The organism is Microbacterium sp. Bi121 (assembly GCF_918698005.1).
GTDB lineage: Bacteria > Actinomycetota > Actinomycetes > Actinomycetales > Microbacteriaceae > Microbacterium.
This window is the reverse complement of the sequence record NZ_CAKKLJ010000007.1, coordinates 114,489-140,945: the sequence shown is the minus strand read 5'-3', so window position 1 is coordinate 140,945 and position 26,457 is coordinate 114,489. Positions and strand designations below refer to the sequence as shown.

Annotated in this window: 23 protein-coding genes; 10 read left to right on the top strand and 13 right to left on the bottom strand. The window is 67.1% G+C overall.

What is annotated here, in order from left to right; genetic code table 11:
* Positions 1-83 precede the first annotated feature (83 nt).
* On the top strand, positions 84-1,679 hold the full coding sequence (locus tag LQZ87_RS12605; RefSeq protein ID WP_230103786.1) for an isocitrate lyase: 1,596 nt from the start codon (positions 84-86) through the stop codon (positions 1,677-1,679).
* A gap of 53 nt (positions 1,680-1,732) precedes the next feature.
* Here the strand turns inward: LQZ87_RS12605 and LQZ87_RS12600 are convergent, their stop codons facing one another.
* On the bottom strand, positions 1,733-2,332 hold the full coding sequence (locus tag LQZ87_RS12600; RefSeq protein WP_230103785.1) for a dihydrofolate reductase family protein: 600 nt from the start codon (positions 2,330-2,332) through the stop codon (positions 1,733-1,735).
* A 141-nt stretch (positions 2,333-2,473) separates the two neighbouring features.
* Between LQZ87_RS12600 and LQZ87_RS12595 the strand changes: the two genes are divergently transcribed.
* From LQZ87_RS12595 to LQZ87_RS12585, 3 genes are read left to right on the top strand one after another with little or no spacing between them, the layout of a single operon-like run.
* The gene (locus tag LQZ87_RS12595; RefSeq protein WP_230103784.1) at positions 2,474-4,186 is read left to right on the top strand and encodes an MDR family MFS transporter; all 1,713 of its coding nucleotides are present in this window, start codon (positions 2,474-2,476) and stop codon (positions 4,184-4,186) included.
* 2 nt (positions 4,187-4,188) lie between these two features.
* Complete coding sequence (locus LQZ87_RS12590) at positions 4,189-4,644, top strand: MarR family transcriptional regulator (protein WP_230103783.1); 456 nt, start codon at positions 4,189-4,191, stop codon at positions 4,642-4,644.
* 59 nt (positions 4,645-4,703) lie between these two features.
* Entirely contained in the window at positions 4,704-5,213 is a 510-nt protein-coding gene (locus LQZ87_RS12585; protein WP_230103782.1) for a MarR family transcriptional regulator, read from the top strand.
* Here the strand turns inward: LQZ87_RS12585 and LQZ87_RS12580 are convergent, their stop codons facing one another.
* A complete protein-coding gene (locus LQZ87_RS12580) occupies positions 5,214-6,194 on the bottom strand; it encodes a LacI family DNA-binding transcriptional regulator (RefSeq protein ID WP_230103781.1) in 981 nt (326 codons plus the stop codon). It abuts the gene before it with no gap.
* Between the two features lie 207 nt (positions 6,195-6,401).
* On the opposite strand from LQZ87_RS12580, the gene LQZ87_RS12575 reads away from it, so the two are divergent.
* On the top strand, positions 6,402-10,574 hold the full coding sequence (locus LQZ87_RS12575; RefSeq protein ID WP_230103780.1) for a PQQ-dependent sugar dehydrogenase: 4,173 nt from the start codon (positions 6,402-6,404) through the stop codon (positions 10,572-10,574).
* Between the two features lie 76 nt (positions 10,575-10,650).
* Here the strand turns inward: LQZ87_RS12575 and LQZ87_RS12570 are convergent, their stop codons facing one another.
* Positions 10,651-12,024 carry a DHA2 family efflux MFS transporter permease subunit gene (locus LQZ87_RS12570; RefSeq protein WP_230103779.1) on the bottom strand — a complete coding sequence of 458 codons (1,374 nt, stop codon included), beginning with the start codon at positions 12,022-12,024 and terminating at the stop codon, positions 10,651-10,653.
* A gap of 166 nt (positions 12,025-12,190) precedes the next feature.
* Here LQZ87_RS12570 and LQZ87_RS12565 point away from each other — a divergent pair, with 166 nt between their 5' ends.
* On the top strand, positions 12,191-12,595 hold the full coding sequence (locus LQZ87_RS12565) for a hypothetical protein (RefSeq protein ID WP_230103778.1): 405 nt from the start codon (positions 12,191-12,193) through the stop codon (positions 12,593-12,595).
* A gap of 121 nt (positions 12,596-12,716) precedes the next feature.
* Here LQZ87_RS12565 and LQZ87_RS12560 read toward each other — a convergent pair whose 3' ends face one another.
* A complete protein-coding gene (locus LQZ87_RS12560; RefSeq protein WP_230103777.1) occupies positions 12,717-13,061 on the bottom strand; it encodes a hypothetical protein in 345 nt (114 codons plus the stop codon).
* Positions 13,062-13,398: 337 nt separating this feature from the next.
* Here LQZ87_RS12560 and LQZ87_RS12555 point away from each other — a divergent pair, with 337 nt between their 5' ends.
* Positions 13,399-13,884: an FBP domain-containing protein gene (locus LQZ87_RS12555; protein WP_230103776.1), complete on the top strand. Its 486-nt coding sequence runs from the start codon at positions 13,399-13,401 to the stop codon at positions 13,882-13,884.
* 172 nt (positions 13,885-14,056) lie between these two features.
* Here LQZ87_RS12555 and LQZ87_RS12550 read toward each other — a convergent pair whose 3' ends face one another.
* From LQZ87_RS12550 to LQZ87_RS12530, 5 genes are read right to left on the bottom strand one after another with little or no spacing between them, the layout of a single operon-like run.
* Positions 14,057-15,268 (bottom strand): aminotransferase class V-fold PLP-dependent enzyme, encoded by a 1,212-nt coding sequence (locus LQZ87_RS12550; protein ID WP_230103775.1) that lies wholly within the window; start codon positions 15,266-15,268, stop codon positions 14,057-14,059.
* 1 nt (position 15,269) lies between these two features.
* Complete coding sequence (locus tag LQZ87_RS12545; RefSeq protein WP_230103774.1) at positions 15,270-16,316, bottom strand: hydrolase; 1,047 nt, start codon at positions 16,314-16,316, stop codon at positions 15,270-15,272.
* On the bottom strand, positions 16,313-17,200 hold the full coding sequence (locus tag LQZ87_RS12540; protein ID WP_230103773.1) for a tryptophan 2,3-dioxygenase family protein: 888 nt from the start codon (positions 17,198-17,200) through the stop codon (positions 16,313-16,315). Before LQZ87_RS12540 ends, LQZ87_RS12545 begins: the two co-directional genes overlap by 4 nt.
* A gap of 41 nt (positions 17,201-17,241) precedes the next feature.
* A complete protein-coding gene (locus tag LQZ87_RS12535) occupies positions 17,242-18,306 on the bottom strand; it encodes an alpha/beta hydrolase (RefSeq protein WP_230103772.1) in 1,065 nt (354 codons plus the stop codon).
* 45 nt (positions 18,307-18,351) lie between these two features.
* A complete protein-coding gene (locus LQZ87_RS12530; RefSeq protein WP_230103771.1) occupies positions 18,352-18,882 on the bottom strand; it encodes a TetR/AcrR family transcriptional regulator in 531 nt (176 codons plus the stop codon).
* Between the two features lie 77 nt (positions 18,883-18,959).
* Between LQZ87_RS12530 and LQZ87_RS12525 the strand changes: the two genes are divergently transcribed.
* Positions 18,960-19,667, top strand: coding sequence for an MBL fold metallo-hydrolase (locus LQZ87_RS12525; protein ID WP_230103770.1), 708 nt, complete (start codon positions 18,960-18,962; stop codon positions 19,665-19,667).
* A 92-nt stretch (positions 19,668-19,759) separates the two neighbouring features.
* On the opposite strand, the gene LQZ87_RS12520 is transcribed toward LQZ87_RS12525, so the two are convergent.
* Genes LQZ87_RS12520 through LQZ87_RS12510 form a run of 3 tightly spaced genes read right to left on the bottom strand, consistent with a single transcriptional unit; the run spans position 19,760 to position 23,105 of the window.
* Positions 19,760-20,335: an isochorismatase family protein gene (locus LQZ87_RS12520; RefSeq protein ID WP_230103769.1), complete on the bottom strand. Its 576-nt coding sequence runs from the start codon at positions 20,333-20,335 to the stop codon at positions 19,760-19,762.
* Positions 20,332-21,780 (bottom strand): cytosine permease, encoded by a 1,449-nt coding sequence (locus LQZ87_RS12515; protein WP_230103768.1) that lies wholly within the window; start codon positions 21,778-21,780, stop codon positions 20,332-20,334. The genes LQZ87_RS12520 and LQZ87_RS12515 overlap by 4 nt, the downstream gene beginning before the upstream one ends.
* Positions 21,781-21,815: 35 nt before the next feature.
* Positions 21,816-23,105, bottom strand: a complete 1,290-nt coding sequence (locus tag LQZ87_RS12510) for a M18 family aminopeptidase (protein ID WP_230103767.1) — start codon at positions 23,103-23,105, stop codon at positions 21,816-21,818.
* A gap of 206 nt (positions 23,106-23,311) precedes the next feature.
* On the opposite strand from LQZ87_RS12510, the gene LQZ87_RS12505 reads away from it, so the two are divergent.
* Positions 23,312-24,178 (top strand): EamA family transporter, encoded by an 867-nt coding sequence (locus tag LQZ87_RS12505; RefSeq protein ID WP_230103766.1) that lies wholly within the window; start codon positions 23,312-23,314, stop codon positions 24,176-24,178.
* A 9-nt stretch (positions 24,179-24,187) separates the two neighbouring features.
* Here the strand turns inward: LQZ87_RS12505 and LQZ87_RS12500 are convergent, their stop codons facing one another.
* A complete protein-coding gene (locus LQZ87_RS12500) occupies positions 24,188-24,844 on the bottom strand; it encodes a response regulator transcription factor (protein ID WP_230103765.1) in 657 nt (218 codons plus the stop codon).
* Positions 24,845-25,075: 231 nt separating this feature from the next.
* On the opposite strand from LQZ87_RS12500, the gene LQZ87_RS12495 reads away from it, so the two are divergent.
* Positions 25,076-26,221 (top strand): histidine kinase, encoded by a 1,146-nt coding sequence (locus tag LQZ87_RS12495; RefSeq protein ID WP_230103764.1) that lies wholly within the window; start codon positions 25,076-25,078, stop codon positions 26,219-26,221.
* Positions 26,222-26,457: the final 236 nt, after the last annotated feature.

The window sequence follows — 26,457 nt, the reverse complement described above, 5'->3', positions numbered from 1 at the left end:
TCACAAGCTGATTGGTACGAGGACGTCGTTTTCTTGCCCAAGAGTGGAGGTATCGCCACCGTCCACACAGCAAAGGAAACATCATGACCGCCTATCAAGACGACATCGACGCCATCCAGGCTCTCAAGGCAGAGGCCGGGTCCAGCTGGGACGCGATCAACCCCGAGTCGGTCGCCCGCATGCGTGCACAGAACCGCTTCAAGACCGGGCTCGAGATCGCCCAGTACACCGCAGACATCATGCGCCGAGACATGGGCGAGTACGACGCCGACCACTCGGTCTACACGCAGTCGCTCGGTGTCTGGCACGGCTTCATCGGTCAGCAGAAGCTCATCTCGATCAAGAAGCACCTGAAGACCACCAACAAGCGCTACCTGTACCTGTCCGGATGGATGGTCGCCGCCCTCCGCTCCGAGTTCGGGCCGCTTCCCGACCAGTCGATGCACGAGAAGACCGCCGTTCCCGCGCTCATCGAAGAGCTCTACACGTTCCTGCGTCAGGCCGATGCCCGTGAGCTCGACCTGCTGTTCACGAAGCTCGACGACGCCCGCGCGGCCGGCGACGACACGGCAGCGGAATTCATCCAGTCGCAGATCGACAACTACGAGACGCACGTCGTGCCGATCATCGCCGACATCGACGCCGGCTTCGGCAACCCCGAGGCGACGTACCTGCTGGCCAAGAAGATGATCGAGGCCGGTGCGTGCGCGATCCAGATCGAGAACCAGGTCTCGGACGAGAAGCAGTGCGGCCACCAGGACGGCAAGGTCACCGTGCCGCACGAGGACTTCGTCGCGAAGATCAACGCGGTCCGCTACGCATTCCTCGAGCTCGGCATCGAGAACGGCGTGATCGTCGCCCGTACCGACTCGCTCGGCGCCGGCCTCACGCAGAAGCTCGCCGTCACCAACGTGCCCGGCGATCTCGGCGACCAGTACAACTCGTTCCTCGATGTCGAGGAGATCTCAGAGGACGAGCTGGGCAACGGCGACGTCATCATCAAGCGCGACGGCAAGCTGCTGCGTCCGAAGCGCCTCGCGAGCAACCTGTTCCAGTTCCGCGCCGGCACCGGCGAGGAGCGCTGCGTGCTCGACAGCATCACGTCGCTGCAGAACGGCGCCGACCTGCTGTGGATCGAGACCGAGAAGCCGCACGTCGAGCAGATCGCCGGAATGATGGACAAGGTCCGCGAGGTCATCCCGAACGCGAAGCTGGTCTACAACAACAGCCCGTCGTTCAACTGGACCCTCAACTTCCGCCAGCAGGCGTACGATCTGTTCGAGAAGGAGGGCAGGGACGTCTCGGCGTACGACCGCAAGGCGCTCATGAGCGTCGAGTACGACGAGACAGAGCTGGCCGAGGTCGCTGACGAGATGATCCGCACCTTCCAGCGCGACGGATCGGCGCGCGCCGGCATCTTCCACCACCTCATCACGCTGCCGACCTACCACACGGCGGCTCTGTCGACGGATGACCTGGCCAAGGGCTACTTCGCCGACCAGGGCATGCTCGCCTACGTGAAGGGCGTGCAGCGCCGCGAGATCCGTGAGGGCATCGCCACGGTCAAGCACCAGAACATGGCAGGCAGCGACATCGGCGACAACCACAAGGAGTACTTCGCCGGCGACGCAGCTCTCAAGGCCGGCGGCAAGGACAACACGATGAACCAGTTCAGCTGATCGCTCGCGATCACGGAGGGGGTCTCGGCGCTGCCGGGCCCCCTCCGTCGCATTCACGCCCGCCGGTAGCGGATGTGCGTCGCCAGGGGTGAGTGCAGCACTTCGACGGGCTCGAAGTCGAACCGGCTGCCGTCGAAGATGCGCTCGCCCGACCCCAGCAGCACAGGAGCGATGTCGAGGGTGAGTTCATCGATGACCCCGGCATCCAGTGCCTGCCGGACGGTGGATGCACCACCGGCGATGTCGACGCCGCGCTCGCCCGCGACCTCGAGCGCCTGAGTGTAGGCCGCGTCGAAGCCGTCGGTGACGAAGTGGAACGTGGTCCCGCCCTCCATCGCGATCGGTTCGTGCGCGTAGTTCGTGAGCACGAACACCGGGGCATGGTAGGGCGGTTCATCGCCCCACCATCCGCGCCAGTCCTCATCCCACTCGCCGCGGATGGGGCCGAACATGTTCCGCCCCATGATGTACGCGCCCCTGGGACGCATGAGCCAGTCCGCCGCGACGGCGTCGGCGTCGGTCGCTCGCTCGTCTCCGATGTGCCAGCGATGCAATTCGATCCCTCGGACACCGAGGGGATGGTCGCGACTCTGGCTCGGGCCGGCGACGAACCCGTCGAGTGAGATCGACATGTGGCAGGTGGTGTCCGGCATCCGTTGCCCTTTCGTCGGTGCGCACAATCTAGCCGATCCGGGCATCGGGGGAATAGTTGCTTTTACGCGACAGTTGACCATAAGCAACTAAAGCCTTATAGTTGACCGGTATCAACTTTCCTATTCAGGAGCACTCCCACTTTGACTCACTCTTCCTCCTCCGTTCCGGAGACCCAGCGCTCGGCGCGCGAGGTCTTCACCGCGATCTCCGGCCTCGTCGTCGGCATGTTCGTCGCCGTGCTCTCGGGCACCGTCGTGTCGACTTCGTTGCCCGTCATCATCGCCGATCTCGGCGGCACCCAGTCGCAGTACACCTGGGTCATCACCGCGAGCCTGCTGGCGACGGCCGTCTCGACCCCGATCTGGGGCAAGCTCGCCGACCTCGTCGACCGCAAGGTCCTCGTGCAGATCTCGCTCATCCTGTTCACGGTCGGCACGGTCATCGCCGGCTTCTCGACCGACACGAACATGCTCATCGCGGTGCGCGTCGTCCAGGGCATCGGCGTCGGCGGCCTCATGTCGCTGGTCATGATCGCCGTGGCCCTCATCATCTCGCCGCGCGAGCGCGGCAAGTACATGGGTGTCGTGGGTGGCATCATGGCGCTCGCCACCATCGGCGGCCCGCTGCTGGGCGGACTCCTCACCGACGCCTGGGGCTGGCGAGCCAACTTCTTCGTCGGTGTTCCGTTCGCGATCGTCGCGCTCGTCCTGCTGCAGTTCACCCTGCACCTGCCGAAGCCGCAGAAGGCGAAGGTGTCGATCGACTACTTCGGCATCGTACTCCTCGCGGTCGGTGTCTCCACGCTGCTGATCTGGGTGTCGATGGGCGGCAGCCAGTTCGAGTGGGACTCGTCGACGAGCATCACCCTCGCGATCGTCGCCGGTGCCGCCATCGCCGCCTTCATCGCGGTCGAGTTCTTCGTGAAAGAGCCGATCGTGCCGATGTCGCTGTTCCGCAATCGAACGTTCACGCTGTCCGTCGTCGCGTCGATCGCCATCGGCGTCTCGATGTTCGCGACCTCGGTGTTCCTCGCGCAGTACTTCCAGCTGGCGCGTGGCGCCACGCCCACCGAGTCGGGTCTCATGACCATCCCGATGATCGTCGGCCAGATGGGCGCTTCGATCATCATCGGCCAGCTCGTGAGCCGGTTCGGCAAGTGGAAGGGCTGGATGCTCCTGGGCTCCGTGCTCACGACCGTCGGCGTCAGCCTCATGGCGACGCTGCGCTACGACACCCCGTTCACGCTCGTCGCCGTGTACATGTTCGTGCTCGGCGCCGGCCTCGGCATGGTCATGCAGAACCTCACCCTGATCGTGCAGAACGACACGCCCCCGACGCAGCTGGGCGCCGCGTCCTCGAACGTCAACTTCTTCCGCACCATCGCCGGCACCATCGGCGTGACGATCATGGGATCGCTCATGTCGACCAGCGTCGCGGACTATGTCAAGGGTGGCCTGTCGACGTTCACCCCGACCAGTCCTGAGGAGATCGAGGCTCTGAAGCACCTGGCATCCGGCAACGTGCCGAAGGTCAATGAACTGCCCGATGCCATCCGGACGGTCGTCGAGAGCGCGTACGGCCACGGCATCGCCGATTCGTTCATCATCGCCATCCCGCTCGCCGTCATCGCGATCCTCGCGATCGCGTTCATCAAGAACAAGCCGCTGTCGACCAAGAACGCCGCCGAGCAGCTGCGCGATCAGGCCGAGGAATCGGCGATCGCAGTCGGCGAGGCCGAGGTCGGCGCGACGACGGCGACCGGCAGCATCCGGATCGCGAACCTCGAGAACGCGAGCCCGTCGACGAGTTCGGTGACGGTGCTCGAGCGTGAAGATCGGGAACGAGGCGACTGAGCATGGCGGCCGCAGAGACCGCGGTGCCGGATGACGTCGATGACGCGCTCGCAGAGTTTCAGGGTCATCTGAACCTGATCTTCGCGAGGGCGCGGACGCTCTGGAAGGAGTCGGCCGCGCGGCTCCACCCCGAGCTGCAGCCCGCCGGCTACAAGCTGCTGACGTTCATCGCCCGCGCGGGCAGTGCGAACGCTCATCGGCTGGCCGACACCTTCGAGATGGACAAGTCGGTCGTCAGCCGTCAGGTGCGGATGCTGGAGGACCTCGGTTTCCTCGAATCCCGCCCCGATGATGCCGATGGACGCCAGCGCGTGCTCACCGCGACGCCAGCCGCGTGCGAGACTCTCGCCGATCTGCGACGAGACCATGCGGAGCGGCTGCGCCAGACGCTGTCCGAGCTGACGCCCGAGGAGATCCGCGCCGCGTCCAAGGTCTTCCGGCTCATCGCCGAGATCTGATGCCGACTGAGCAAGCCCCGCCGCCGGGAGCGGCGGGGCTTCGCCCTAAACTGGCGAGCATGAGTGTGTCGTCCGCTGGGTCGGATACCGGGTCCGCACCGGAGGATGCCGGCGGCGGCAGCCTCGGCGGCATCGGCGAAGGCCCCGACCTTGACATGGCTGTCGCGAGGGTCGAGCAGGAGCTGGGACGGCTGTTCGCGCGCATCCGCGTGAGCTGGCGGGAGGCCGCCGCGACGGTGCATCCCGACCTCCAGCCGCTCGGCTACCAGGTGCTCACATCCATCGCGAGCGGCAAGGCGACGTCGGCCGGCGCGATCATCGAGCGCCTGCAGACCGACAAGTCGGCGGTGAGCCGGCATGTGCGTCAGCTCGAGGAGCTCGGCCTCGTCGAGAGCGTTCCCGACCCGGAGGACCGGCGCGCCCGTGTACTGGTCGCCACCGAGCTCGCGCAGGAGCGCATCGCGGTCGCCAGGGCAGGATACGAGACGCGCATCAAGGAGCGACTGCACGCGTGGTCGGCAGCCGACCTCGATCACTTCGTGGATCTGCTCGGCGCGCTCGGGCGCTGATCAGCGCGGCGGCGGTCCGGACGACTGACGCACGATCAGCTCATGCGTGGTGATGATCGTCCGCGGCTCATCGCTCGCAGGGCGGACGATGAGGGCGACGGCCTCGCGCCCCATGTCGAACATCGGAATGCGCGCGGTCGTGAGAGCCGGAGCGACATCCGCCGCGACGGCGACGTCGTCGAAGCCCACGACGGACAGGTCCTCCGGGACTCGGACGCCGTGCCTGCGAAGCTCGCTGAGGATGCCGATGGCCATGGCGTCGTTCAGGCCGATGATCGCGGTGACGTCGGTGTCGAGCAGTTCGCGGGTGCCGACGATGCCGCCCTCGCGCGTGAACTCCTGCGAGACGACGGTCAGCGCCACATCGCTCGAGCTGACGCCCTCGCGCAGCCCTGCCAGGCGATCGGCGACGGTGCTGAGATCCGAGGGGCCCGCGACGACGCCGATCCGGCGATGACCGAGCTCTGCCAGGTGGCGCCCCACCGAGACGCCGGCAGCGTGATTGTCCGGGAGCACGGCATCCACCGGAAGGTGATGGCGTCCGATCACGGCGACACGTCCTCCAGCGCGCGTGAAGTCGGCGAGCGCGTGCTCCATCGTGCGCTCGCGCGTGGCATCGGCGTAGCCGGAACCCGCGATGATGATCGAGCCGATCCGCTGGCGCACGAGGGACTGCACCTGGGCGAGTTCGCTGTCCGGGGTGCGCTCGGCCTGGGCGATCTGGACGGACCTCGACTCGAGCGACGCGCTGTGGATCACGCCACTGGCGATGTCCGCGAAGTACGGGTCGCCGATCTCGTGCACGACGAGCCCGATGGTCGGCACGAGCCCGCCGGCGAGTCCTCGTGCGTGCATGTTCGGCTCGTACCCGAGCTGCTCGGCGACGCGGCGGACGTGAGCTGCGACCTCGGGCGAGATGCCCGATCGGCCGGTGATGGCGCGGGATGCGCTCGCCAGCGAGACCCCCGCGGCTTCGGCCACGTCGGTCAATCGTGGAGCACCAGCACCCTTCACGTGTGTTCCTCTCGGAGGGAGGACCGTTGCTTTCGTCCTTGAAGCCCCACTATAGTGACGAAAGCGCTTACGTAAGCGCTTTCGTAAGGCTCGCCCGTCGCAGTGCCACCCCGGACGAGTGGCAGTACATCGCATCGGCACATCACCATCACCGAGGACGTTGAGAGGTCTTTGATGTACGAACGAACCACGAGAACGACGGACACGAGCGGGCCGGGTGACTCTCGGGCCGCCGGCAGACGGGCAGCGGCAGGCATCGTCGCGCTCGCCGTCGTCGGATCGGCATTGACGGCGATGCCCGCGGCTGCAGCAGAGTCGTTCACCGAGGTGCTCAGCTTCGAGCAGTACGAGCGCACAGCCCTCGACGGACAGGACGGCTGGACGGCATCCGGCGCCCTGCGCGTCATCGCCGATCCGCTCAACGGAAACAACCAGGTGCTCGAATCGGTCGGCGGGGGACAACAGGCCTACCGGACGATCCCGGCGATCGACGAGGGGGATACCGGCACGCTGTTCTTCCGGTTCATGCGCACGGGCAGCGTTGACACGTCCTTCGGGCTGACGGACGTGGATGCTCCGAACGACTACGCGAACAGCCGCGCATACATCAACAACCAGAACGACAACGTCATGCTCGTCCGCGACGGCGGCAAGTTCACACCGGCCGGCGCCTGGTCCAAGGACAGCTGGCAGTGCGTTTGGATCGTCGCTGACAACGCAGCGGACAAGGTCTCCGTCTACAGCCAGGGCGGGCCGTATGAGGAGATCACCCGTCTGCCCGAGGGCGCCGAGCAGCAGTTCGGATTCCGGCAGGCGGTGAACGGTGCGCTGGACCGCTTCTTCTGGAAGAACGGCGCGTCCAGCACCGGTCGCCTCATGCTCGACGACGTCGCGGTCGACACCACCGGCGAGAACCTCGCGATCGCGACGGGCAACCCCGGCGACTGCGCCCCCGGCGAGACTCCGACCGATCCGCTGCTGAACCCGCTGCCCGACCCGCCGCGATCCGACCTGGGAATCGAGGTGACCGAGCTCGCGCAGCTCCCGGAGTCGCACACGACCCCGGCCACGCAGGACCAACGGCTGGTGCGCCACAACCGGATCACGCACCTCGATGAGGTGCCGGACGGAACCGGTCGCCTGATGGTCCCGGACAACAACGGCACGCTCTACCTGGTCGACAAGAAGACCGGCGACTACGTCCCGTACCTCGACGTCCGTGACGAGTTCCTCGACAACTTCCACAACAGCGCGGGCCTCGGCACCGGGCTCGGCGCAGCGGAGTTCGACCCCGACTTCGCCGACAACGGAAAGTTCTACACCGTCCACACCGAGGGCGGGACCGCCATCACGGAGGACACCCCTGACTTCCCCGAGTTCGGGAACACCGAGTTCCACAGCGTGATCACGGAGTGGACGGCGGATGACCCGTCGGCGGCGACCTTCACCGGCAGCCACCGCGAGATCATGCGCATCCCGTTCGGCGGCCGGGTGCACACGGTCCAGCAGATCGCCTTCAACCCGACGGTGAAGCCAGGGGATGCCGACTACGGCAACCTCTACGTGCTCGTCGGCGACGGCGGTACGGGTGTCGGAAACGGCAACCCGCAGGACCTCGCGACGCCGCAGGGCAAGATCATGCGGATCACCCCCTCCGGCGACAACAGCGCCAACGGCGAGTACGGTGTGCCGACGGACAACCCGTTCGTGGACGACGCCGATGCGCTCCCCGAGATCTACGCCGTCGGCATGCGCGATCCGCACCGCATCAGCTGGGATCCAGAGGGCGATCACACCATGTACCTCGCACACATCGGCGAGTGGCAGGTCGAGTCGATCTACGCCGTCGAGCCGGGCGACAACTTCGGCTGGTCCGAACGTGAGGGCCCGTTCCTCGCGGAGAACCGCCAGATCTATCCGCTGCCGGCTGACGACGCCGAGAACGGCTACACGTATCCCGTCGCCGCGTACGATCACAATCGCGACCCCGGTCAGACCGGCGACGCCGGCGTGGCCGTCAACGGCGGCTTCGTCTACCGCGGCGACATCCCCGAGCTGCAGGGCCGCTACCTCTTCACCGACCTCGTGCGCGGATGGGTGCTGTCCGCAGACTCCGATGAGATGGTGCGCAACGACGGAGACATCGACGATCTCGCCCCGATCGAGGAACTGCGCGTGTTCGTCGACGGGCAGGAGACGACGTTCCAGGAGCTGGTCGGAGACAAGCGCGTCGACCTGCGATTCGGGTCGGATGCCGATGGCGAGCTCTATCTGATCGCCAAGGCGAACGGAAAGATCTGGAAGGTCACCGGAGCGAAGACGGTCGACCCGTCGCCGTTCGTGCTCCCTGAGCTCGCCGAGAACCTCGTCACGCGGTACGACTTCGACCACCCGTCCGCCGGCGCGGCCGCATTCGAGACCGACCAGGGCCGGTCGGGAACGGACATCTCGCTCGTCAACGGCGGGGTCGAGATGCGCGTCGCCGATCGGGCGTACCCCGGTGCGGGCGAGGCTCTGCAGACGCAGCAGATGAGCCCGAGCACCGCGTCGAACGACGATTGGAAGGCCGGCGTCTACGACGCGTCAGGAGTCGACTCGCTGAAAGCGCTCGGCGATACCGACAAGATCTCCGTCATGGGATGGTTCAAGCCGACGGGCGATCACCCGGCGCCGAACTCCGGGACGGAGAATCCGGATGACGTGTACAACGCGATCGGCCTGGCCGGCGTGCTCACCGGCACGTCGAACGGACATGACGTCCGTGCGCTGCTCGAGGTCATCACCGTGAACGGCGAGCTCAAACTCGTCGCTCTCGGGCGTCGCGTGGACGGTCAGGGGTCGTGGACGTTCGCCGCGGACAAACCCTGGGACGAGATCCTGCAGAAGGGCAAGTGGGTGCACCTCGCAGCCACATTCGACTTCACCGCAGGGGAGATGAAGCTCTACATGAACGGCGAGGAGCTCGCCGGCACGTATACGGCATCCAACCCGTGGGGGTCGGGCCCGGTATCCGCGTCGGCCCCCGCTGGAATCAAGATCGGCGGGAGCTTCCCGCAGAACGACCGTGAGGCCAATCCGTTCAACGGACGGATGGACGACATCGCGATCCTCGACACCGTCCCCACGGCCGAGCAGATCGCGGCGCAGTACGCGCTGTTCGCCGTGCCGCCGACCGAGGGCCCCGTGCCCCCGACCTGCACACCGGCGGGGACGCCGATCACCGACGTGATGGCTGCGGACGACTGGACGCCTCGAACCCCGGCCAAGTGGGACTTCCCCGGGGATGAAGTCGTTCTCACAGAAGCGGGCACCGACCCGAATGACGGCATCCGCCGTCCGTTCGAGTACGCCGTCCTCGACGAGGGGCCCGAGCTCGGTTCCTTCGACCTCTCCGCGCAGGTCCGGCTGGACGAACCGGCATCCGTGAACAACCGCGACGTCATCCTGGTGTTCGGCTGGAAGTCCGACACGGAGTACTACTACACGCATCTGTCCCAGGACAACACGATCTACGCCCACAACGGCATCTTCAAGGTCAACAACGCGGATCGTGAGCGGATCGACGACCAATGGGACGGCAAGGTGGGAGCACCACCGGCCGTCACGGACGAGCAGTGGCACGACGTGCGCGTCGTCAGATGCGTGGACAGCGGAGACATCGCGGTGTACGTCGACGGTCTCGACACCCCGTTGTTCACGGCGAACGATGACACGTTCGGCGAGGGGAGGGTCGGCTTCGGGTCGTTCGACAACTTCGGACGGATCCGCAACCTCACCGTCACCCCCGCGCTCGAAGACGCCACCGCCCCCGCGGTGACCGTGAAGGAGGGCGCGGAGTTCACAGTGGGCAGCGGCGGCGTCTACAGCAAGGTGTCGTTCAAACTGCACGACGAGGGCAAAGTCTCACGACTCACCCTCAACGGCGTCGAGAAGGATCTGACGGATGACGTCTGGTCTGACCTCAATTCCGTCACCCCGGGTCAGTTCGGAGCGGTGGCAGGCAAGAACACCCTGGTGGTCTACGACGTCGCCGGCAACGCCACGACGATCACGTTCACCCTCGACGTGACGGCGCCGACGGTGACCGTGAAGGAGGGTGAGCAGTTCACGGTGGGCGCGGACGGCGTCTACAGCAAGGTGTCGTTCAAGCTGAATGACGCGGGCAAGGTCTCGCGTCTCACGCTCAACGGAAAGGGCAAGGACCTCACGGACAACGTCTGGTCCGACCTCGACTTCGTCGCACCGGGTCGGTTCGGAGCCGCCGAGGGGGAGAACACCCTGGTGGTGTACGACGTCGCAGGCAACGCGACGACCCTGAAGTTCACTCTCGGAGCGGCCACTCCGTAACGACGCAGGAAGGGCCGTGGGAGCGCAGGTCGGCTCTCACGGCCCTTCTTCGCGTCCGGTTGAATTCGAGCCCGGGTCAGACAGGCTCGTCGACGTCGACCGGCGTGGACTTGCGGATGCCGATCCACGAGACGATCCCGCCGGCAGCCATCAGTGCCGCCGTCACCCAGGCCGCACTGTGGAAACCGTCGAGATCGAGCGTGCCGCCGACGATCGTCGACAGCATCGCGACGACGATGAGCCCGGCCACACGCGAGATGGCGTTGTTCACGGCGGAGGCGATGCCGGAGCGATTCTCGTCGATCGCTCCCAAGACGGCCGAGGTCAGCGGCGCGACCGTCAGTGAGAGACCGAGGCCGAGCACGATCATCGCGGGAAGCACCTGCCACCAGTAGCTGAAGTCGGGTGCCACGGTCAGGAGCAGCAGGGCCCCGGCCGCCATGAGCAGAGGGCCGACGGTCATGAACAGGCGCGGCCCGAGCTTGCCCGCCCACGCTCCGGCCTGCGAGCTGAGCAGGATCATCAAGATCGTGATCGGCAGGCTGGCGAGCCCCGCGACCGTCGCGGGAAGGCCCGCACCCTCCTGCAGGTAGACGCCGATGACGAAGCCGTTGAGCGAGAGCGCCGCATAGATGAAGAGCGTCGCGAGGTTGCCCCACGCGAAGTTGCGGGCGTTGAAGAGCGACAGCGGCATCAGCGGAGCATCCGACGTGCGCTGGCGCAGCAGGAATCCGACGAACAGGGCGACTCCGGCGACAGCGGGGATCCAGATCGCCGGCGAGCCCCACCCGAGATTCGGCTGCTCGATGAGTGCGAACACCACAGCTCCGAGACCGACGGCGCACAGCAACCCGCTCCACCAGTCGACGCGCACTCCGCGCGGATGATCCGGCAGTTGCAGGCGGGCGAGCAGGACCAGCGTGATGCCGATGGGGATGACATTGATGAGGAACACGAAGCGCCACGACAACAGATCGACGAACAGTCCGCCCAGCAGCGGGCCGGCGATCTGCGCGCCCGTGGTGAACGCTGTCCAGACGCCGATCGCGCGGGACTGAAGCTCGCCGCGCATCGTGGCCATGATGAGCGCGAGCGAACTCGGCACCAGCAGCGCACCCGCTGCGCCCTGAAGCGCGCGGGCGATGATGAGGGTGAGCGGTTCGGGGGCCGCGGCGACCGCGATGGATGCGATGCCGAAGGCGATGAGCCCGATGCGCATGATCCGCACGCGCCCGTAGGCGTCCGACAGCGACCCGGCGAGCAGGATCAGCGCGCTGAGGGTGATGAGGTACGCATCGACCACCCACTGCTGCGTCGCGATGCCGCCGCCGAGCTCGTCCCTGATGGCGGGAAGGGCCACGGTCACCACCGTGCCGTCCAGGAAGGTCACGAAGGACGCGAGCACGGCGATCGTGATGACGAGCCGCTGCAGGGCGGAGAAGGCTGGCACGAGGATGAGACTACGCCCTGGCCGAGGGGTGAGGGTCGGGCTTCACGAGATCACCATCGACGCACGACGACGAGGGGTTTACCCTGGCGTCAGGCGGGTTGATCGGCCCGCCGTCCCGGCGCGAGTCGTGCGGAGGCTCGGCCACGATCCGGAGCGAGGTGTGCGGATGGACTCGATGATGATGGGTGCCATGTCCCAGGACATGAAGTCGATGAGCGGCGGCATGGAGATGATTGACATGGCCGTCATGCAGGCGTGCATGGACGCGTGCGCGGCCTGCGAACAGGCCTGCACCGTGTGCTCGATGCAGATGATGGACTGCGCGCCGGCCTGCATGAACTGCGCCGACATGTGCAACACGATGATGCGATCGATGCTGCGGATGCAGGGCATGACGCCGGCGGTGATGATGTCGATGCTGGATGCCTGCATCGCCATGTGTCAGCTGTGCATGGACGCCTGCATGGAGCACGCCGACCACAGCGAGGTCTGCAAGATGTGCGCTCAGTCCTGCAAGGCCTGCATGGACGCCTGCATGGACATGAAGAAGATGATGATGGCGGCCGCCTGACCCCGCGGGCTCAACCCGCGGGCCGTTGAGCGGAGGCGGCGGGCGGGTCGTTGAGCGGAGGCGCGCAGCGCCGAAGACGAAACGGGCTGAGCGAGCGCAGCGAGTCGAAGCCGAGACTCCCTCAGACGGCGACGTTGAACCGCACGCGCCCGACGGCGAGCACGTGGTACCGCGTATGCAGGGCGACCGGCGTTCCCGGGGTCGCCTCCAGCGCAGCACCCTGGGCGCTCCAGAGCGCCCACTCCTCACCGTTCAGTGTATGAATGCGCACTTCGCCGGTGGCGGCATCCGCTCGCTCGACGATCCCGTCGACCCACTCGCTAGGCGTCGCCGACGCGAGGCGAGCCTGGATCAGGTGCAGAGCGTGGCCAGGAGCGAACGATGAGCAGACATCGCCGTGGTCGCACATGCACGCCGCACGCCCGCTCACCTCGAGGGCGGATGCTGTGCGGTGCGCGGTGGACACGATGGGACTCCTGAGCTTGGATGGCCGGGTTCGGACGGCCGAGTTCAGCGGATGCTGTGTCCTCACGGTACGCAGCCGCAGGCGAAGGGCCAACGACGCCCGAAACACAGCGCAACACTCCCCGCCGTGACACACGCCGATCCGACGGGTAAACTCGCCGGGTGCTGTTCACGGAAAGCGCCCCGCGGGCGCGGAAGGCGGTCACAGGCGCTCATCGCGCCGGCGGCAGAGGCTGAGCATCGGCCGGAGGCGGATCCCCGTCGCCGGCAGTTCGCCGTACCCGGCATCCATCTGAGCGATGCCGTATTCCTCTCACGTCTGAACAGAAAGCATCATCATGCGTCCCCTTACCGAGCGCGAGATCCGCGCATCCTTCATCAACGCCTCCCGCAAAGAGGTCTCGTCCCTGTCACTGCCGTCCGACTTCGCCGAGCTCGACTTCGACCGGCTCGACTACCTCGGCTGGTCGGACCAGAAGTTCGCTCGCCGTGCGTACGTCGTCACCGAGGTCGACGGGGTTCTGACCGGCGTCATGCTGCAGCGTGCCGAGCAGCGCGTCCTCTCCCGAGCGCAGTGCTCGTGGTGCGATGACGTCACCCTCCGGAACGATGTGCAGATGTTCACGGCGCGCAAGGCCGGCACAGCCGGTCGCAACGGCGACACGGTCGGCACCCTCGCGTGCTCGGAGTTCGGGTGCTCGCACAACGTCCGGCGGCTGCCGCCGCTGGCGTACGAAGGCTTCGACCGTGAAGCCGCGCGCGAGCAGCGCATCGCGCGGCTCGGAGAGAACGTACGCGCGTTCCTGCGGGCCGTCGCCGGGTGAGGCAAGGCTTCGACTCGCTTCGCTCGCTCAGCCCGTTTCGTCTCGCTCCGCTCGCTCAACGCCCCGCAAGCTCAAGGGCCCGCAACAGCTGTTTCCGCGGGGCGTTGAGCGGAGGGCGAAGCCCGAAGACGAAACGCGTTGAGCGAGCGTCAGCGAGTCGAAACGGACACGCTCATCCCAGCGCGTCGCGCACGGCGAGCACGCCGCTGAGTACCTCTTCATGCGAGGTGCTCAGCGGCGACAGCCCGAGGCGGATACCGTCAGGGAACCGGAAGTCGGGGATCACGCCGTCCGCCCAGAGCGTCTTCGTCACCTCGGCGAAGTCCGGGTGGCCGATCGTGACGTGGCCGCCGCGCTGCGCGGCATCCCGAGGGCTGAGCAGTCGCACCCCGAGCGGCGCGAGCTCCTCATCGAATGCCTGCACGGCGAGGCCGGTGAGAGTCTTCGACTTCTCGCGCACCGCACCGATCGATGCGGCCTCGATCAGGTCGAGCATCCCCTGCATGGCGAGCATCCCGAGCACCGGTGGGGTGCCGCTGATGAACTGGCGGATACCGCCGGCCGGTGCGTAGGCGGAGCCCATCGCGAACACGTCGCCCGCTCCCATCCAGCCCTGGATCGGCTGGCGCAGCACGCCGTGATGGCGCGCGTTGACGTACGCGAATGCGGGGGAGCCCGGCCCGCCGTTCAGGTACTTGTACGTGCAGCCGACGGCGAGATCGACGCCGCATGCGTCGAGCTCGGTCGGGATGACGCCGACCGAGTGGCACAGGTCCCATAGCACCAGGCCCCCTGCCTCGTGCACGGCATCCGTGATCGCCCTCATGTCCGCCAGCGCACCCGAGCGGTAATCGACATGACTGAGCACGACGAGCGCGGTGTTCTCGTTCACGACCGCCTCGATGTCGGCGACCTGCACGCCGGCGATCTGGTCGGCAGCGATCCAATGCAGCGTCATCCCGCGCTCGGCGGCGATGCCCTCGGCGACGAACCGATCGGTGGGGAAGTTGCCCTCCTCGATCACGATCTCCGCTCGACCCGCCTGTGCGTCGACCGCAGCGCGCATGAGCTTGTACAGCAGCACCGTGGTCGAATCGGCGACGACCGTCTGCCCGGCGGCGGCGCCGAGAGCGACCCGGCCGATCCGATCGCCGAGCTCGGTGGGCAGGTCCATCCACTGCTCGTCCCACGAGCGGATCAGGCGCGTGCCCCAGTCCTCGCGGACGAATGCCGCGAGCCGGTCGGGCAGTTCGCGCAGGGGCCTGCCGAGTGAGTTCCCATCGAGATACGCCGCGACCCCCGGAGCCTCGACGAACGCGTCGAGGTGGGAAGCGAGCGGGTCGCGGGCGTCGAGGTCGCGGGCGAGGGCGAGCAGGTCTGACACGTCATGCCTCCAGATCGGCGGTGGTGAGGGGGCGCGCGATGAGCGGATCGGCGTCATCCGGCGATCCGCCGGGGAAGAACAGCAGGCGGGATCCGGAGTCGCGCGGATCAGTCGGGTCCAGGCACTGCAACAGATCCGAACCGTCGATCCCGGCATCGCGCAGAGCGGCGATCTCGTGCGGATTCAGCCCGATGGGGGTGGGGCCGTTGCCCATGTCCGTGCCGTAGAGCACGCGGCCGCCGGCAGTGTGGAAGCTCCGGATGTTGTCGACCGCGGTGTCGTACTCCTCGCCCCCGTGGATGGCGAGCGTCGAGATCCAGGACGCGGATGCCACTTGCGCTGCCGTCTCGGCGTCGCTAAGCCTCTCGGTGAAGGGCGCGTGCGCGAGGCGCTGGGCGCCCAGGCGGACCACGCGCTGTGCTTCGCCCCGCCCCTCCGCATGGGCGACGATCGGCATGCGGTGGGATGCCGCCATCCTGATGATCGTTCGGAGCATGTCGTCGGAGAAGACGGGCCCCGCGGTGCTGTTGCTGGCGACCTTGATGCGTGCGGCACCGGCATCCTTCATCTCGAGGATGCCGCGCTCGGCGGCATCCTCGTCGGCGATCTCGCGCACGGAGCCGGCCGGAGCCCATGCCCGGCCTCCCGGATAGCCCCCTGGCGGGGTGAGGAAGGCGCCGGCGAAGAGGATCTCGACGCCCGCCGACCTGCGTAACTCCGGAGTTTTTCCGCCGATCGGCGCGTATTCGGCCGCATCGGGCCATGTTCGCGTCAACACTCCGGAGTTGTGCAGAGCTATCACTGCCAGGACGGCTGGGTCCCCGCCGAGGTCGACGACCCGGCCGAGCGTCGAATCCGCGAGCAGCCCGGCATCGACGAGCTGCAGGTGCACGTGGTGATCGGTGAAGCCGCCCGTGACGACGCCGTCGAGCCGGGGCAGCCCTGCCGTCGACCCGCCCGGCAGCAGCCGAACACCGTCGGCGTCCGCAGCGACCACGCCCTCGTGCCAGTCGCCGCCATCGAACCAGGTGACCGCCCTGCGCATCACGCCCCGATCTCGGTGCGGACCGTGTAGAGCTCCGGGAAGAAGGTCAGTTCGAGCGCCCTCTGCAGGAAGCCGACGCCGCTCGATCCGCCGGTGCCCGGCTTCATCCCGATCGTGCGGGTCACGGTCTTCAGGTGCCGGAACCGCCAGAACTGGAAGTTGTCCTCCAGATCGACCAGGTCCTCGCACGCCTCGTACAGATCCCAGTGGGTGCGCGGGTTCTCGTAGATCTCGCGGATCGCCGGCACCAGCGACGAGTGCGGACGATACGGCTCGCGCACGTCGCGCTCGAGGATCTCGGCAGGGATGGAGATACCGCGCCGTGACGCGTAGCGCAGGAACTCGTCGTACAGCGTCGGCCGTTCGAACTCGGCGGTGAGCAGCGCGAGGTTCGCCGGGTGGTCGCGGAACACCGACAGCATCCGCTCGTTCTTGTTGCCCAGCGCGAACTCGACGGCTCGATACTGCACGGACTGGAAGCCGGACGAGTTGCCGAGTGATCCGCGGAACTGCGCGTATTCGGTCGGGGTGAGCGTCGCCAGCACCGACCACTGCTGGGTCATGACGTCCTGGATGCGCTTGACGCGCGCGACCCGCTTGAGCGCCTCGCGCAGGTCGTCGCTCGCCAGCAGATCGCGCGCGGAGGACAGCTCATGCAGCAGCTGCTTGAGCCACAGCTCCGTGGTCTGATGCTGGATGATGAACAGCATCTCGTCGTGGTGCTCAGGGCGCGAGACCGGGTGCTGCGCGTCCAGCAGCTTGTCGAGCTCGAGGTAGGACCCGTACGTCATGCGTCCGGAGAGATCGGTGACGATCGTCTCCTCCAGCTGCCGCTCGTTGCCGGTGGAATCGGGGGAGTCGGCCGTGCCCGTCGCGTCTGTGCCCATGATGTCCGAGGATATCCTGAACGATCGGTCAGGCGTCAGGCTCAGTCCGTGTGCGCATCCAGGAAGTCGATGGTCTTCTGCAGAGCGGTCTGCGCATCGGGCATGTCGAGATGGAATTGGTACTCGTGCGGCAGCGCCGGCTCGTGCGCCGCAGGCCAGAACAGGGTCGTGACATCGACGCCGAGCTCATCGAGTCGCTGCGCCATCGGGATCGACTGCAGCCACGTGAGCCCGTCGCCGTTCCCGCCCGAGATGTACGTGGTCGGGAAGTCTGCCGTGACCCAGTCGACAGTCGACATCGTCGCGCCCGTCGAGTTCTCGGCCCAGCTCTTGGAACCCGCGTATGCCCACATGGCCGACTTCAGGCCCCAGCCGGCGACGCCCTGGAGCGCGGCCAGGGCTGCGAGGTCGTAGACGCCGCAGTTCAGCACGGTCGCGACGACCTGGTCGGCGTCCAGCGCGGGGTCGATCGACATGATCTCCGCGTAGTCGGGATTGGTCATGATCGTCGCCATCTGGCTGGCGAGCTGCCCACCGGCCGAGTCGCCGGCGAGCACGATCTGCGACGCGTCGACGTTCAGTTCACCGGCATGGGCGTCGACGTAGGCGAGGGCCGTGTTGAGCTGATGAACGGCGGTGGGATAGGTGCCCTCCGGCCCGATCGTGTAGTTGACGGCGATTGTCGTGTAGCCCTCGGCCGCGAGGATCCGCATGTAAGGGTCGACGTTCTCCTTCGAGCCGGAGATCCACGCTCCGCCGTGGATCCACACGATCGTCGGCAGCGGCCCAGTGGCGGATGCCGGTGTGAAGACGTCCATGGTCGTGTCGCTGCCGTCATCGTCATAGGGGGCGTCGAGGGTCTCTGTCAGCTTCGTGTCGGGGACGTGTCCATCCATCTCGGCCGCGGTCGCGTCGCCGCCCTGGGTGAACACGGCGCGGATGGCCATCGCCGACGGCCACGGCGTGATCGCGCCGATGATCGCGACGACGAGCACGATGACGATGATGATCCCGAGGGTGATCCGGGTCTTCCGCCACCGGTGGTGCGGCCTCCTCGCTCCGGATGCAGAATCGATGGGTGCTTCGGCGTGCTCGTGCGCGGTCATGTATGCCCCTCCGGGAATCAGTGTGACAGAGGCGTGCGCTCGCGGTCACGCCGCTGTCTGCAGGCCCCGACGGAGGTGGTCGAGTCCGTACGCGAACGCCGCATCGACGTCACCGCCGAGGCGGAAGGCCCCCGCCAGCTCCATCTGCAGGAAACCGGTCGCCCAGGCGGTGAACAGACGTGCGGCGTCGAGCGCGTGTTCGTCACCGACGAGCTCACGGGCTGTTGCAAGCACCGGTTCCGCGGCCCTGTCGAGCGCGTCGATCGGTGCGGATGCCGTGAACATCAGCCGGAATCCCTCCGGGCGCTCGTGCGCATACGCCCGGAACTCGCCTGCGAGAGCCGGGAGGTTGTGGCCGGCGGCGTCCAGTCGCTCGGCGAGCTCGGCGATGGTCGCCTCCGCGACGGCTGAAAGCAGGGCGTCCCGTCCACGCACGCGCTTGTACAGCGAGGGCGCGCGGACGCCGACACGGATCGCGACCGCCTGCATGGTCAGCCCGTCGGGCCCTGCATCTTCAAGGATCTCGCGGCCTGCTTCGATGATCTCGGCGAGTGACGTGCGCTCGGGTGTCGGCATCCGAACCTCCATGGCTATTGACATTAGCCATGATAGCTACGTATTGTAGCCATCGCAACCAGCCCGAAGGGAACGCCATGAAGCTCGCACCGCATCTGCATCGCCTCGGCAACGACATCGTCGCTTCGTACCTCATCGACCTGCCGGACGGCATCACGCTCGTGGACGCCGGACTGCCTGGTCACTGGAAAGACCTGCAGCGCGAGCTCGAGGTCATCGGTCGTCCGCTGAGCGACGTCCGCGGTCTCGTGCTCACGCACGGCGACAGCGACCACATCGGCTTCGCGGAGCGCCTGCGGCAGAAGACGGGTGTGCCCGTGTTCATCCACCGGGCCGACGCCCATCGGGTGCGAACGGGGGAGAAGCCGAAGACGCCGATGGGCCCCGCCCATCTCGGGCCTCTGGTGAAATTCTTCGCCTACGGCCTGCGCAAGAACGCGGTGCGCACGCGTCACGTGCAGGAGGTCGTGGAGGTCGCCGACGGCGACGTCCTGGGACTGCCCGGTTCACCGGTCGTGATCGGGATGCCTGGGCACTCGCCGGGCAGCATCGCCGTGCACATCCCCGCCGTGGATGCCGTCTTCGTCGGAGACGCGCTCACCACCCGCCACGTCCTCACCGGCCGTGAAGGCGCGCAGCCGGCGCCGTTCACGGACGAGCCGGCTGAGGCGCTGGCATCCCTCGACCGGCTCGCCGTAGTGTCGGCATCCTGGGTGCTGCCGGGGCATGGGGCGCCCTGGCACGGAACGCCGGCAGACATCGCGGCGGCTGTTCGCGCCGCCTGACGGGAACGATCTGCGGACATGCGTCCGATCTGCGGACGTTTCGTCGGAACTCGCCCGCAGATCGGGGAAACCTCCGCAGATCGGGGCGCGGCTCAGCGTCTCGCGAGCACCTCGTCGGTCGTGGCGAGCGAGATCTGCGGCGGGTACAGCCCCATCACCTGCACGGCTGCGGCGTGGTTCTCGGCTGTCGAACCCGCGCAGGCGTCGGTCGCCACCGTCACGCGTGCGCCGGCGTCCGCAGCGGCCAGAGCCGTCGAGATCACGCAGCAGTCCGTCGAGACGCCGGCGAGCACGAATCTGCCGCCGTGGCCGACGACGGACTCCAGCTCCGGCCCCCACTTCCCGAACGTCGGCAGATCGAGGGTCGCGCGGGATGCCAGGCCGACGGCATCCGGCACGACGTCGAACAGCTCGTCGGTCGGAGGCTGATCCGCGAACGGCCACGCCGCGAAGTACTCGCCCCATGATGTCGAGCGATCGGCGGTCGGCATCCATCGAGTGACGAGCACGCGCTCGCCGAAGGCGTCGGCCAGCTCACGGATGCGCGGCATCGCCTCCGCGAAGAACGGCGAGCCCCACGCCGAATCGGGAGAGGCGAAGATGTTCTGCGGATCGATGACGACCAGCCACTCCTCCGGGCCCGTTGGGCCTGTTGAAGCGTCGCTCACGCTTCCTGCTGCCGGATCTTCGACGCGCGCGCGAACCACGTCACGAGGAACGACAGCACCAGAGCGAAGAAGACACCGAGGTTCGCAAACGCCCAATCGCCATCACGGCCTCCGATGAGGAACAGCAGGTAGCCCTGCCAGTTGTTCCACGGGGCGGCATCGGCGAAGTTATTCACGACGAGCCCCCATCCGATGACCGATGCGACGACCATCGTGATGATCGACGTCCAGTCCCAGGCGCCGTAGCGCCCCTTCGCGTCGAACAGGGCGTCCTCGTCGTAGTCCTTCTTGCGGCGCAGGATGTCGGCGATGAGGATGCCGGCCCACGACGCCAGCGGAACGCCGAGCGTGATGAGGAACGACTGGAACGGCCCCAGGAAGTCGGTGGCGAAGAACACCACCCAGATCGTCCCGAGGGTAAGGATGACTCCGTCGATCGCCGCGGCCGATGGTCGGGGGATGCGGATGCCGAGGCTGATCAGCGTGAGTCCGGAGGAGTAGATACCGAGCACCGCGCCGGAGACGAGCGCGAGAACCGCGGTGAGCAGGAACGGGACCAGCACCCAGATCGGCAGCAGGGTCGCGAGGGCGCCGATCGGGTCGGCGCCGACGGCATCCATCAGCGCATCGTCCGAGCCCGCCAGCAGCAGGCCGAACACGACGAGGAGAACCGGGGCGATCGCGCCGCCGAAGGTGTTCCAGAACACGATCGCGCCGTCGGACGCCGTGCGCTTCTGATACCGCGACCAGTCCGCGGCGATGTTGATCCACCCCAGTCCGAAGCCGGTCATCACCATGACGAGGGCTCCGATCACGGCGCCGATTCCGCCGCTCGGGCGCGCCATGACGGCCGCGAAGTCGATGTGCGGGATCGTCAGGATGACGTAGAGGATCGTGACGACTCCCGTGATCCAGGTCAGCACCGACTGCATCTTCATGATCGTGTGATACCCGAGAACGGATGCCGCGACGATGAGCGCCGCGACCACGACGGTGGCGATGATCTTCAGTGCGACGCTGTCTCCGTCGCCGCCGAGCTGCGTGATGACCGTGGCAGTGGCGAGCACGGCCATGATCGACAGGAACGTCTCCCAGCCGATCGACGTGAGCCACGACACGATGCCAGGGACCTTCTGTCCGTGCACGCCGAACGCCGCTCGGGAGAGGACCATGGTCGGCGCCGATCCGCGTTTGCCTGCGATCGCGATCAGCCCGCAGAGGGCGAAAGACACGACGATGCCGATGATCGACACGAGGGTGGCCTGCCAGAACGAGATGCCGAAACCCAGCACGAACGCCCCATAGGACATGCCGAACACCGACACGTTCGCCGCGAACCACGGCCAGAAGAGGTCGCGCGGCTTCGCCGTCCGGTCGGACTCTGGAATGATCTCGATACCGGCGCGCTCGATCAGCCCGGGAGCCGCCGCGATCTTGTCTGACATGCCCCCATATTGGCACCGCGGACGGTTTGAGTGCGTCAGGCGCGGAAGAACGCCTCCGCGACGCGGGTCAGGTCGTGCAGATCGCTGACGCCGGCGAGCTCGCGTGCCGAGTGCATCGACAGGATCGGGATGCCGACGTCGACCGTCCGGATGCCGAGACGAGTGGCTGTGATCGGGCCGATCGTCGAGCCGCACGGCACGGAGTTGTTCGAGACGAATTCCTGTGAGGCGACCCCGGCGGTATCGCACCACTGCGCCCAGGCGGCGGATCCGACGGCATCCGTCGCATAGCGCTGGTTCGCGTTGATCTTGAGGATCGGACCGGAGCCGAGCAGCGGCTGGACGACCGGGTCGTGCTTGAAGACGTAGTTCGGGTGCACCGAGTGGCCGACGTCACTCGACAGATGCCAGGATGCCGCGAACGCGCGGCGCTGTTCGGTGGCATCCGCCCCGAGGCCGGCGTACACGCGCGCCAGCACGTCCTCGAGGAACGGGCCGGCGGCGCCGGAGCGCGACGCAGAGCCGAGCTCCTCGTGATCGAACGCCGCGAGGACGGCGATGCTGCCGCTCGTGGATGTGTCCTTCGATGCAGCCGCGAGCGCCACGACGCCCGCGTGGACGGATGCCAGGTCATCCAGGCGCCCGCTCGCGAAGAACGCGTCGTCCCTTCCGAAGACCGCACCGCGCGCGGAGTCCGCCACGACGGCGTCGAAGCCGCGCACATCGGCCGCGTTCACGCCGGCCGAGGATGCGAGCTCACCGAGCAGGTCTTCCTCAACCGGGTCGCCGAGACCCCACACCGGCTGCGTCTGCATCTGCTTGTCGAGGGTCAGCGCCTTGTTCGCCTCGCGGTCGAGGTGGATGGCGAGCTGGGGCAGGCGCAGGAGCGCTCCGGTGTCGGCGAGCACGACGCGGCCGTCGGCGAGGGCGAGCCGTCCCGCCAGTCGCAGCTCGCGGTCGAGCCAGGAGTTCAGCAGCGGACCGCCGTAGATCTCCACCCCGGCCTGCAGCCAGCCGCGCGAGCCGGTCGTCGGCTGCGGCTTCAGCTTGAATCCGGGGGAGTCGGTGTGGGCGCCCAGGATCTGCGCAGGGGTCGTCGGCGCGGCGTCCGCGGGCACGACCCAGGCGATCACGGCGCCGTCACGCACCACGACGAAGCGCCCGCCCGGCTGTGCCGGCCAGTCCGCCTCCTCGTCGAGTCGGACGAATCCGGTCTCCTCCAGGCGACGGGCGACTTCAGCGGCTGCGTGGTAGCTGGAGGGAGAGGCGGCGACGAAGTCGGCGAGATCCTCGGCGTGGGAGAGAGCTGCGGGGGTGACGGCCATGTCTTCGATCGTATCCGCGCAGCTTGGCCCCCACCTGTTCACAACGGGGTGTTATGGTGTCGCGCGACAGTGCCTAGGGTTCCGGGGCTCACGCCCGACTGGTCCGAGCGGCACCACGGTCGGCCTTCGCAGGTCGGTCGTCATCTGACAGGACAAAAGCCCGGAGGAGCCCGTTCGTCGCGCCCGCTGACGGACAGAAGGCTCCCGTGTCGGCATTCGCTCTGGTCCTCGTCTTTTCCGCCGCTGTCGTGCACGCGGCGTGGAACATCCTCGCTCACGGCATCAGCCGTGCCGGCATCCCGTTCCTCTGGTGCGGCGCCGTCGCCGGCGCCGTCATCTGGGGCGCGGCGATTCCGCTCACCGGTGGGATGCAACGGAGCGATCTGCCGGGATTCATGATCGGTGTCGGCGTCTCCGGCGTCCTGCATGTCGCGTACATGCTCGTGCTGCAGCAGGGCTACCGGGTGGGAAACCTCTCCACGGTCTATGCGACGGCGCGCGGCAGCGGACCCTTCCTGTCGGTTCTCGCAGCGATCCTGCTGCTCGACGAGCGGCCGTCCGGCTGGGCGCTCGCCGGGGTGCTGGCGATCATCGTCGGCGTGCTCGCGCTCGGGCTCGTCGAACGACGCCCCCGCGGCGAGGGCCGGAGCGGGGTCGATCCGTCGATCGTGTTCGGGCTGTTGACAGGGCTCGCGATCGCGACGTACACCATCTGGGACACCCATGCCGTTCGCGAGTGGCACCTGGCGCCCGTGCCGTACATGGTCGGAACCTGCGTGGTGGAGATCGTCGTCTACTCCGTCATGCTGCGGCGCAGATGGCGCGAGACGGTCGCATTCGCACGGTTCCAGTGGCGTCGGGTGATCGCGTTCGGAGTCCTGTCGCCGCTGTCCTACATCCTCATCCTCGTCGCAGTGACGATCGCACCCGTCGCGCTGGTGGCGCCATTGCGCGAGGTCAGCGTCGTGCTGGTCAGCCTGTTCGGCGTCTTCGCGCTCAAGGAGAGCAGACCCCTCGCGCGACTGGTCGCATCTGGAATCGTGGTTGCGGGCATCGTGCTCCTCGCCCGCTGATGGTTGCCGTCAGCGGAAGTTCACGAGACCGGCCTGGGCGGCCGTGACGAGGATCTGCACGCGATCGCGCACGTGCCACTTCGACATGATGCGGCCGAGGTGCGCTTTGACCGTGCCCTCCGACACGATGAGCGTGCGCGCGATCTCGGAATTCGACATGCCCTGTGCCAAGCACTCGAGCACCTCGCCCTCGCGCTCGGTGAGAGTCTCGAGCTCTTCCACACCGACGCCGGACGGTGTCTCGTCGCGGACGTGCTTGATGAGCAGCGAGGCGATGGAGGGTGAGAGCGAGCTCGCGCCGCTGTTCACCTCGCGAACGGCGGCGAGGATGCTCTCGGCGCTCGAGTCCTTGAGCATGTACCCCGAGGCGCCGGCGCTCAGCATCGGCAGCACGGTGTCGCTGCCGTCGAGCGTGGTGACGGCGAGGATCCGCACCTCTGGCCAGCGCTCGGAGATGGCCGCAGTCGCCTCGATTCCGTTCATCTCGGGCATCTGCACGTCCATCATCACGACGTCGGGGCGATCCTTCTCGACGAACGCGATCGCCTCAAGCCCGGTCTCGGCCTCGCCGATGACGTCGACCTCGGCATCCCGTGAAACGAAGTGGGACAGCGCGGTGCGCACCAGTGGGTCGTCGTCGACGATGAGAACGCGGATCTGCGGCATGGACGAAGCCTAACGGTGGGCACTACTGCCCATATGGCGTATGTAGACGTTTGGCTATCAAAGAGTGAACGGATGTCAGATGTGCGCCGTGGGGATCGCCGAGAAGATGAATACAGACATCCGACAAAAGACCTAATCTAGGTGGTGAAAACTATGACTTTTTGGGAGCAGCTTGCCCGTGCGCTTGGTATCTATCGCTAGAGTACCTGGCGAATAGGAGATACGAAAGCTATGGCAATAAGCCAGTCCATCCAGAGCAACCCAGGCGGGTTGCGGTTGGCGCGTGACGAAGTCCTCAATCGCCTTGAGCGAATCGTCATGCTGGTGGTGATCGGCGGCGTCATAGCCCTGGACACTTTCACCTACATTTCTTCCTCCTCGTTCGCCAATCCCATCGCGTTCCTGACCAGCAGCGCAGCCACGGCGTCATTCGCCCTGTTCCTGTGGCGACCCTGGGTCGCCTCTGCCTCGCTTGCGGTTCTTTTCGCACTCTCTTTCGCAACCAGTACACAGTTCAACGTGATCGTCGCGGCGGCGATCGCGGCCGGCCTAGTCATGAGACTGGGACGAACCGCACTGATCGCCTCCTACGCGGGGTTCTTCCTCGTGGCGACGGCGATCATCGCGTACACCGACGGTGGCGCGACAGTGAACGTGGGTATCTACCTCGTCATCGCAACCGTTTCGGGCGCGATCGGCTTCGCCCTGCGGGTCGCCTCGGCCCGTGGACACCGTCTCGAACAGCAGCTCGTCATTCAAGCCGAGCAGGAGAAAGAAGCAGTACTCGCCGAGCGGCGATGGATCGCCGGCGAGCTTCACGACAGCATCGCGCACCACCTCACGGTGGTCGCGCTCCATGTCCAGATGCTGGACGACCCGACCATCAGCAAGGATTCGCAGGAGGCCATCCGGTCCGCGGCGAAGAAGGCGATGGCCGACCTCCGGTTCGTCATCGAACTCGCCGATGACGGACCCCGCGCCTCCGCGGTGCAGACCGGAGACCTCGCCGAAGCCATCGATGAGGCGCGCTCCGAGATCGAGTCCGCTGGACACGCGGTCGTCAGCTCCGGGGACCCGAGCGATGAGCGCCTGCCGCGCGTCGCCGAGATCGTCCTCGCGCGCATCGTCCGCGAATCCGCCACCAACATCCTCAAGCACGCAGGGCACGGTGCGGTCCACATCGACCTCGACGTCGATGACGAAGCCGCAGCCCTCTCGATCCGCAGCCCCCTCCCGGCCACCCCTCGACGCGACCTGCCCTCGAGCGGGACAGGCCTGAACCGGATGGCCGAGCGGGTAATAGGAGCGAGCGGCGCATTCAGCGCTCAGGCCGTGGACGGCGATTGGCAGGTGTCGGCGAAGCTGCCGATCACGTGAGTTGCCCGGGGCCGGCCGAGTGCACTGGACGAATGGCCAGCACATTGTCGACGTACGTTACTTGGACTTGTCATGCCAAGTCACTAGTTTCGGAACTACCCCAGAGAAAGCGTCCCCAGCGCTGACCGCGGGCGCGACCATTTCTGACTCTTCGCGCTCGCGGTCATTTCTTGTTTCGGACGCTTTCCGACGCCGCCATTCGCGCCAGTTCAGCGCGCGTTCATGCGCGAATCGCC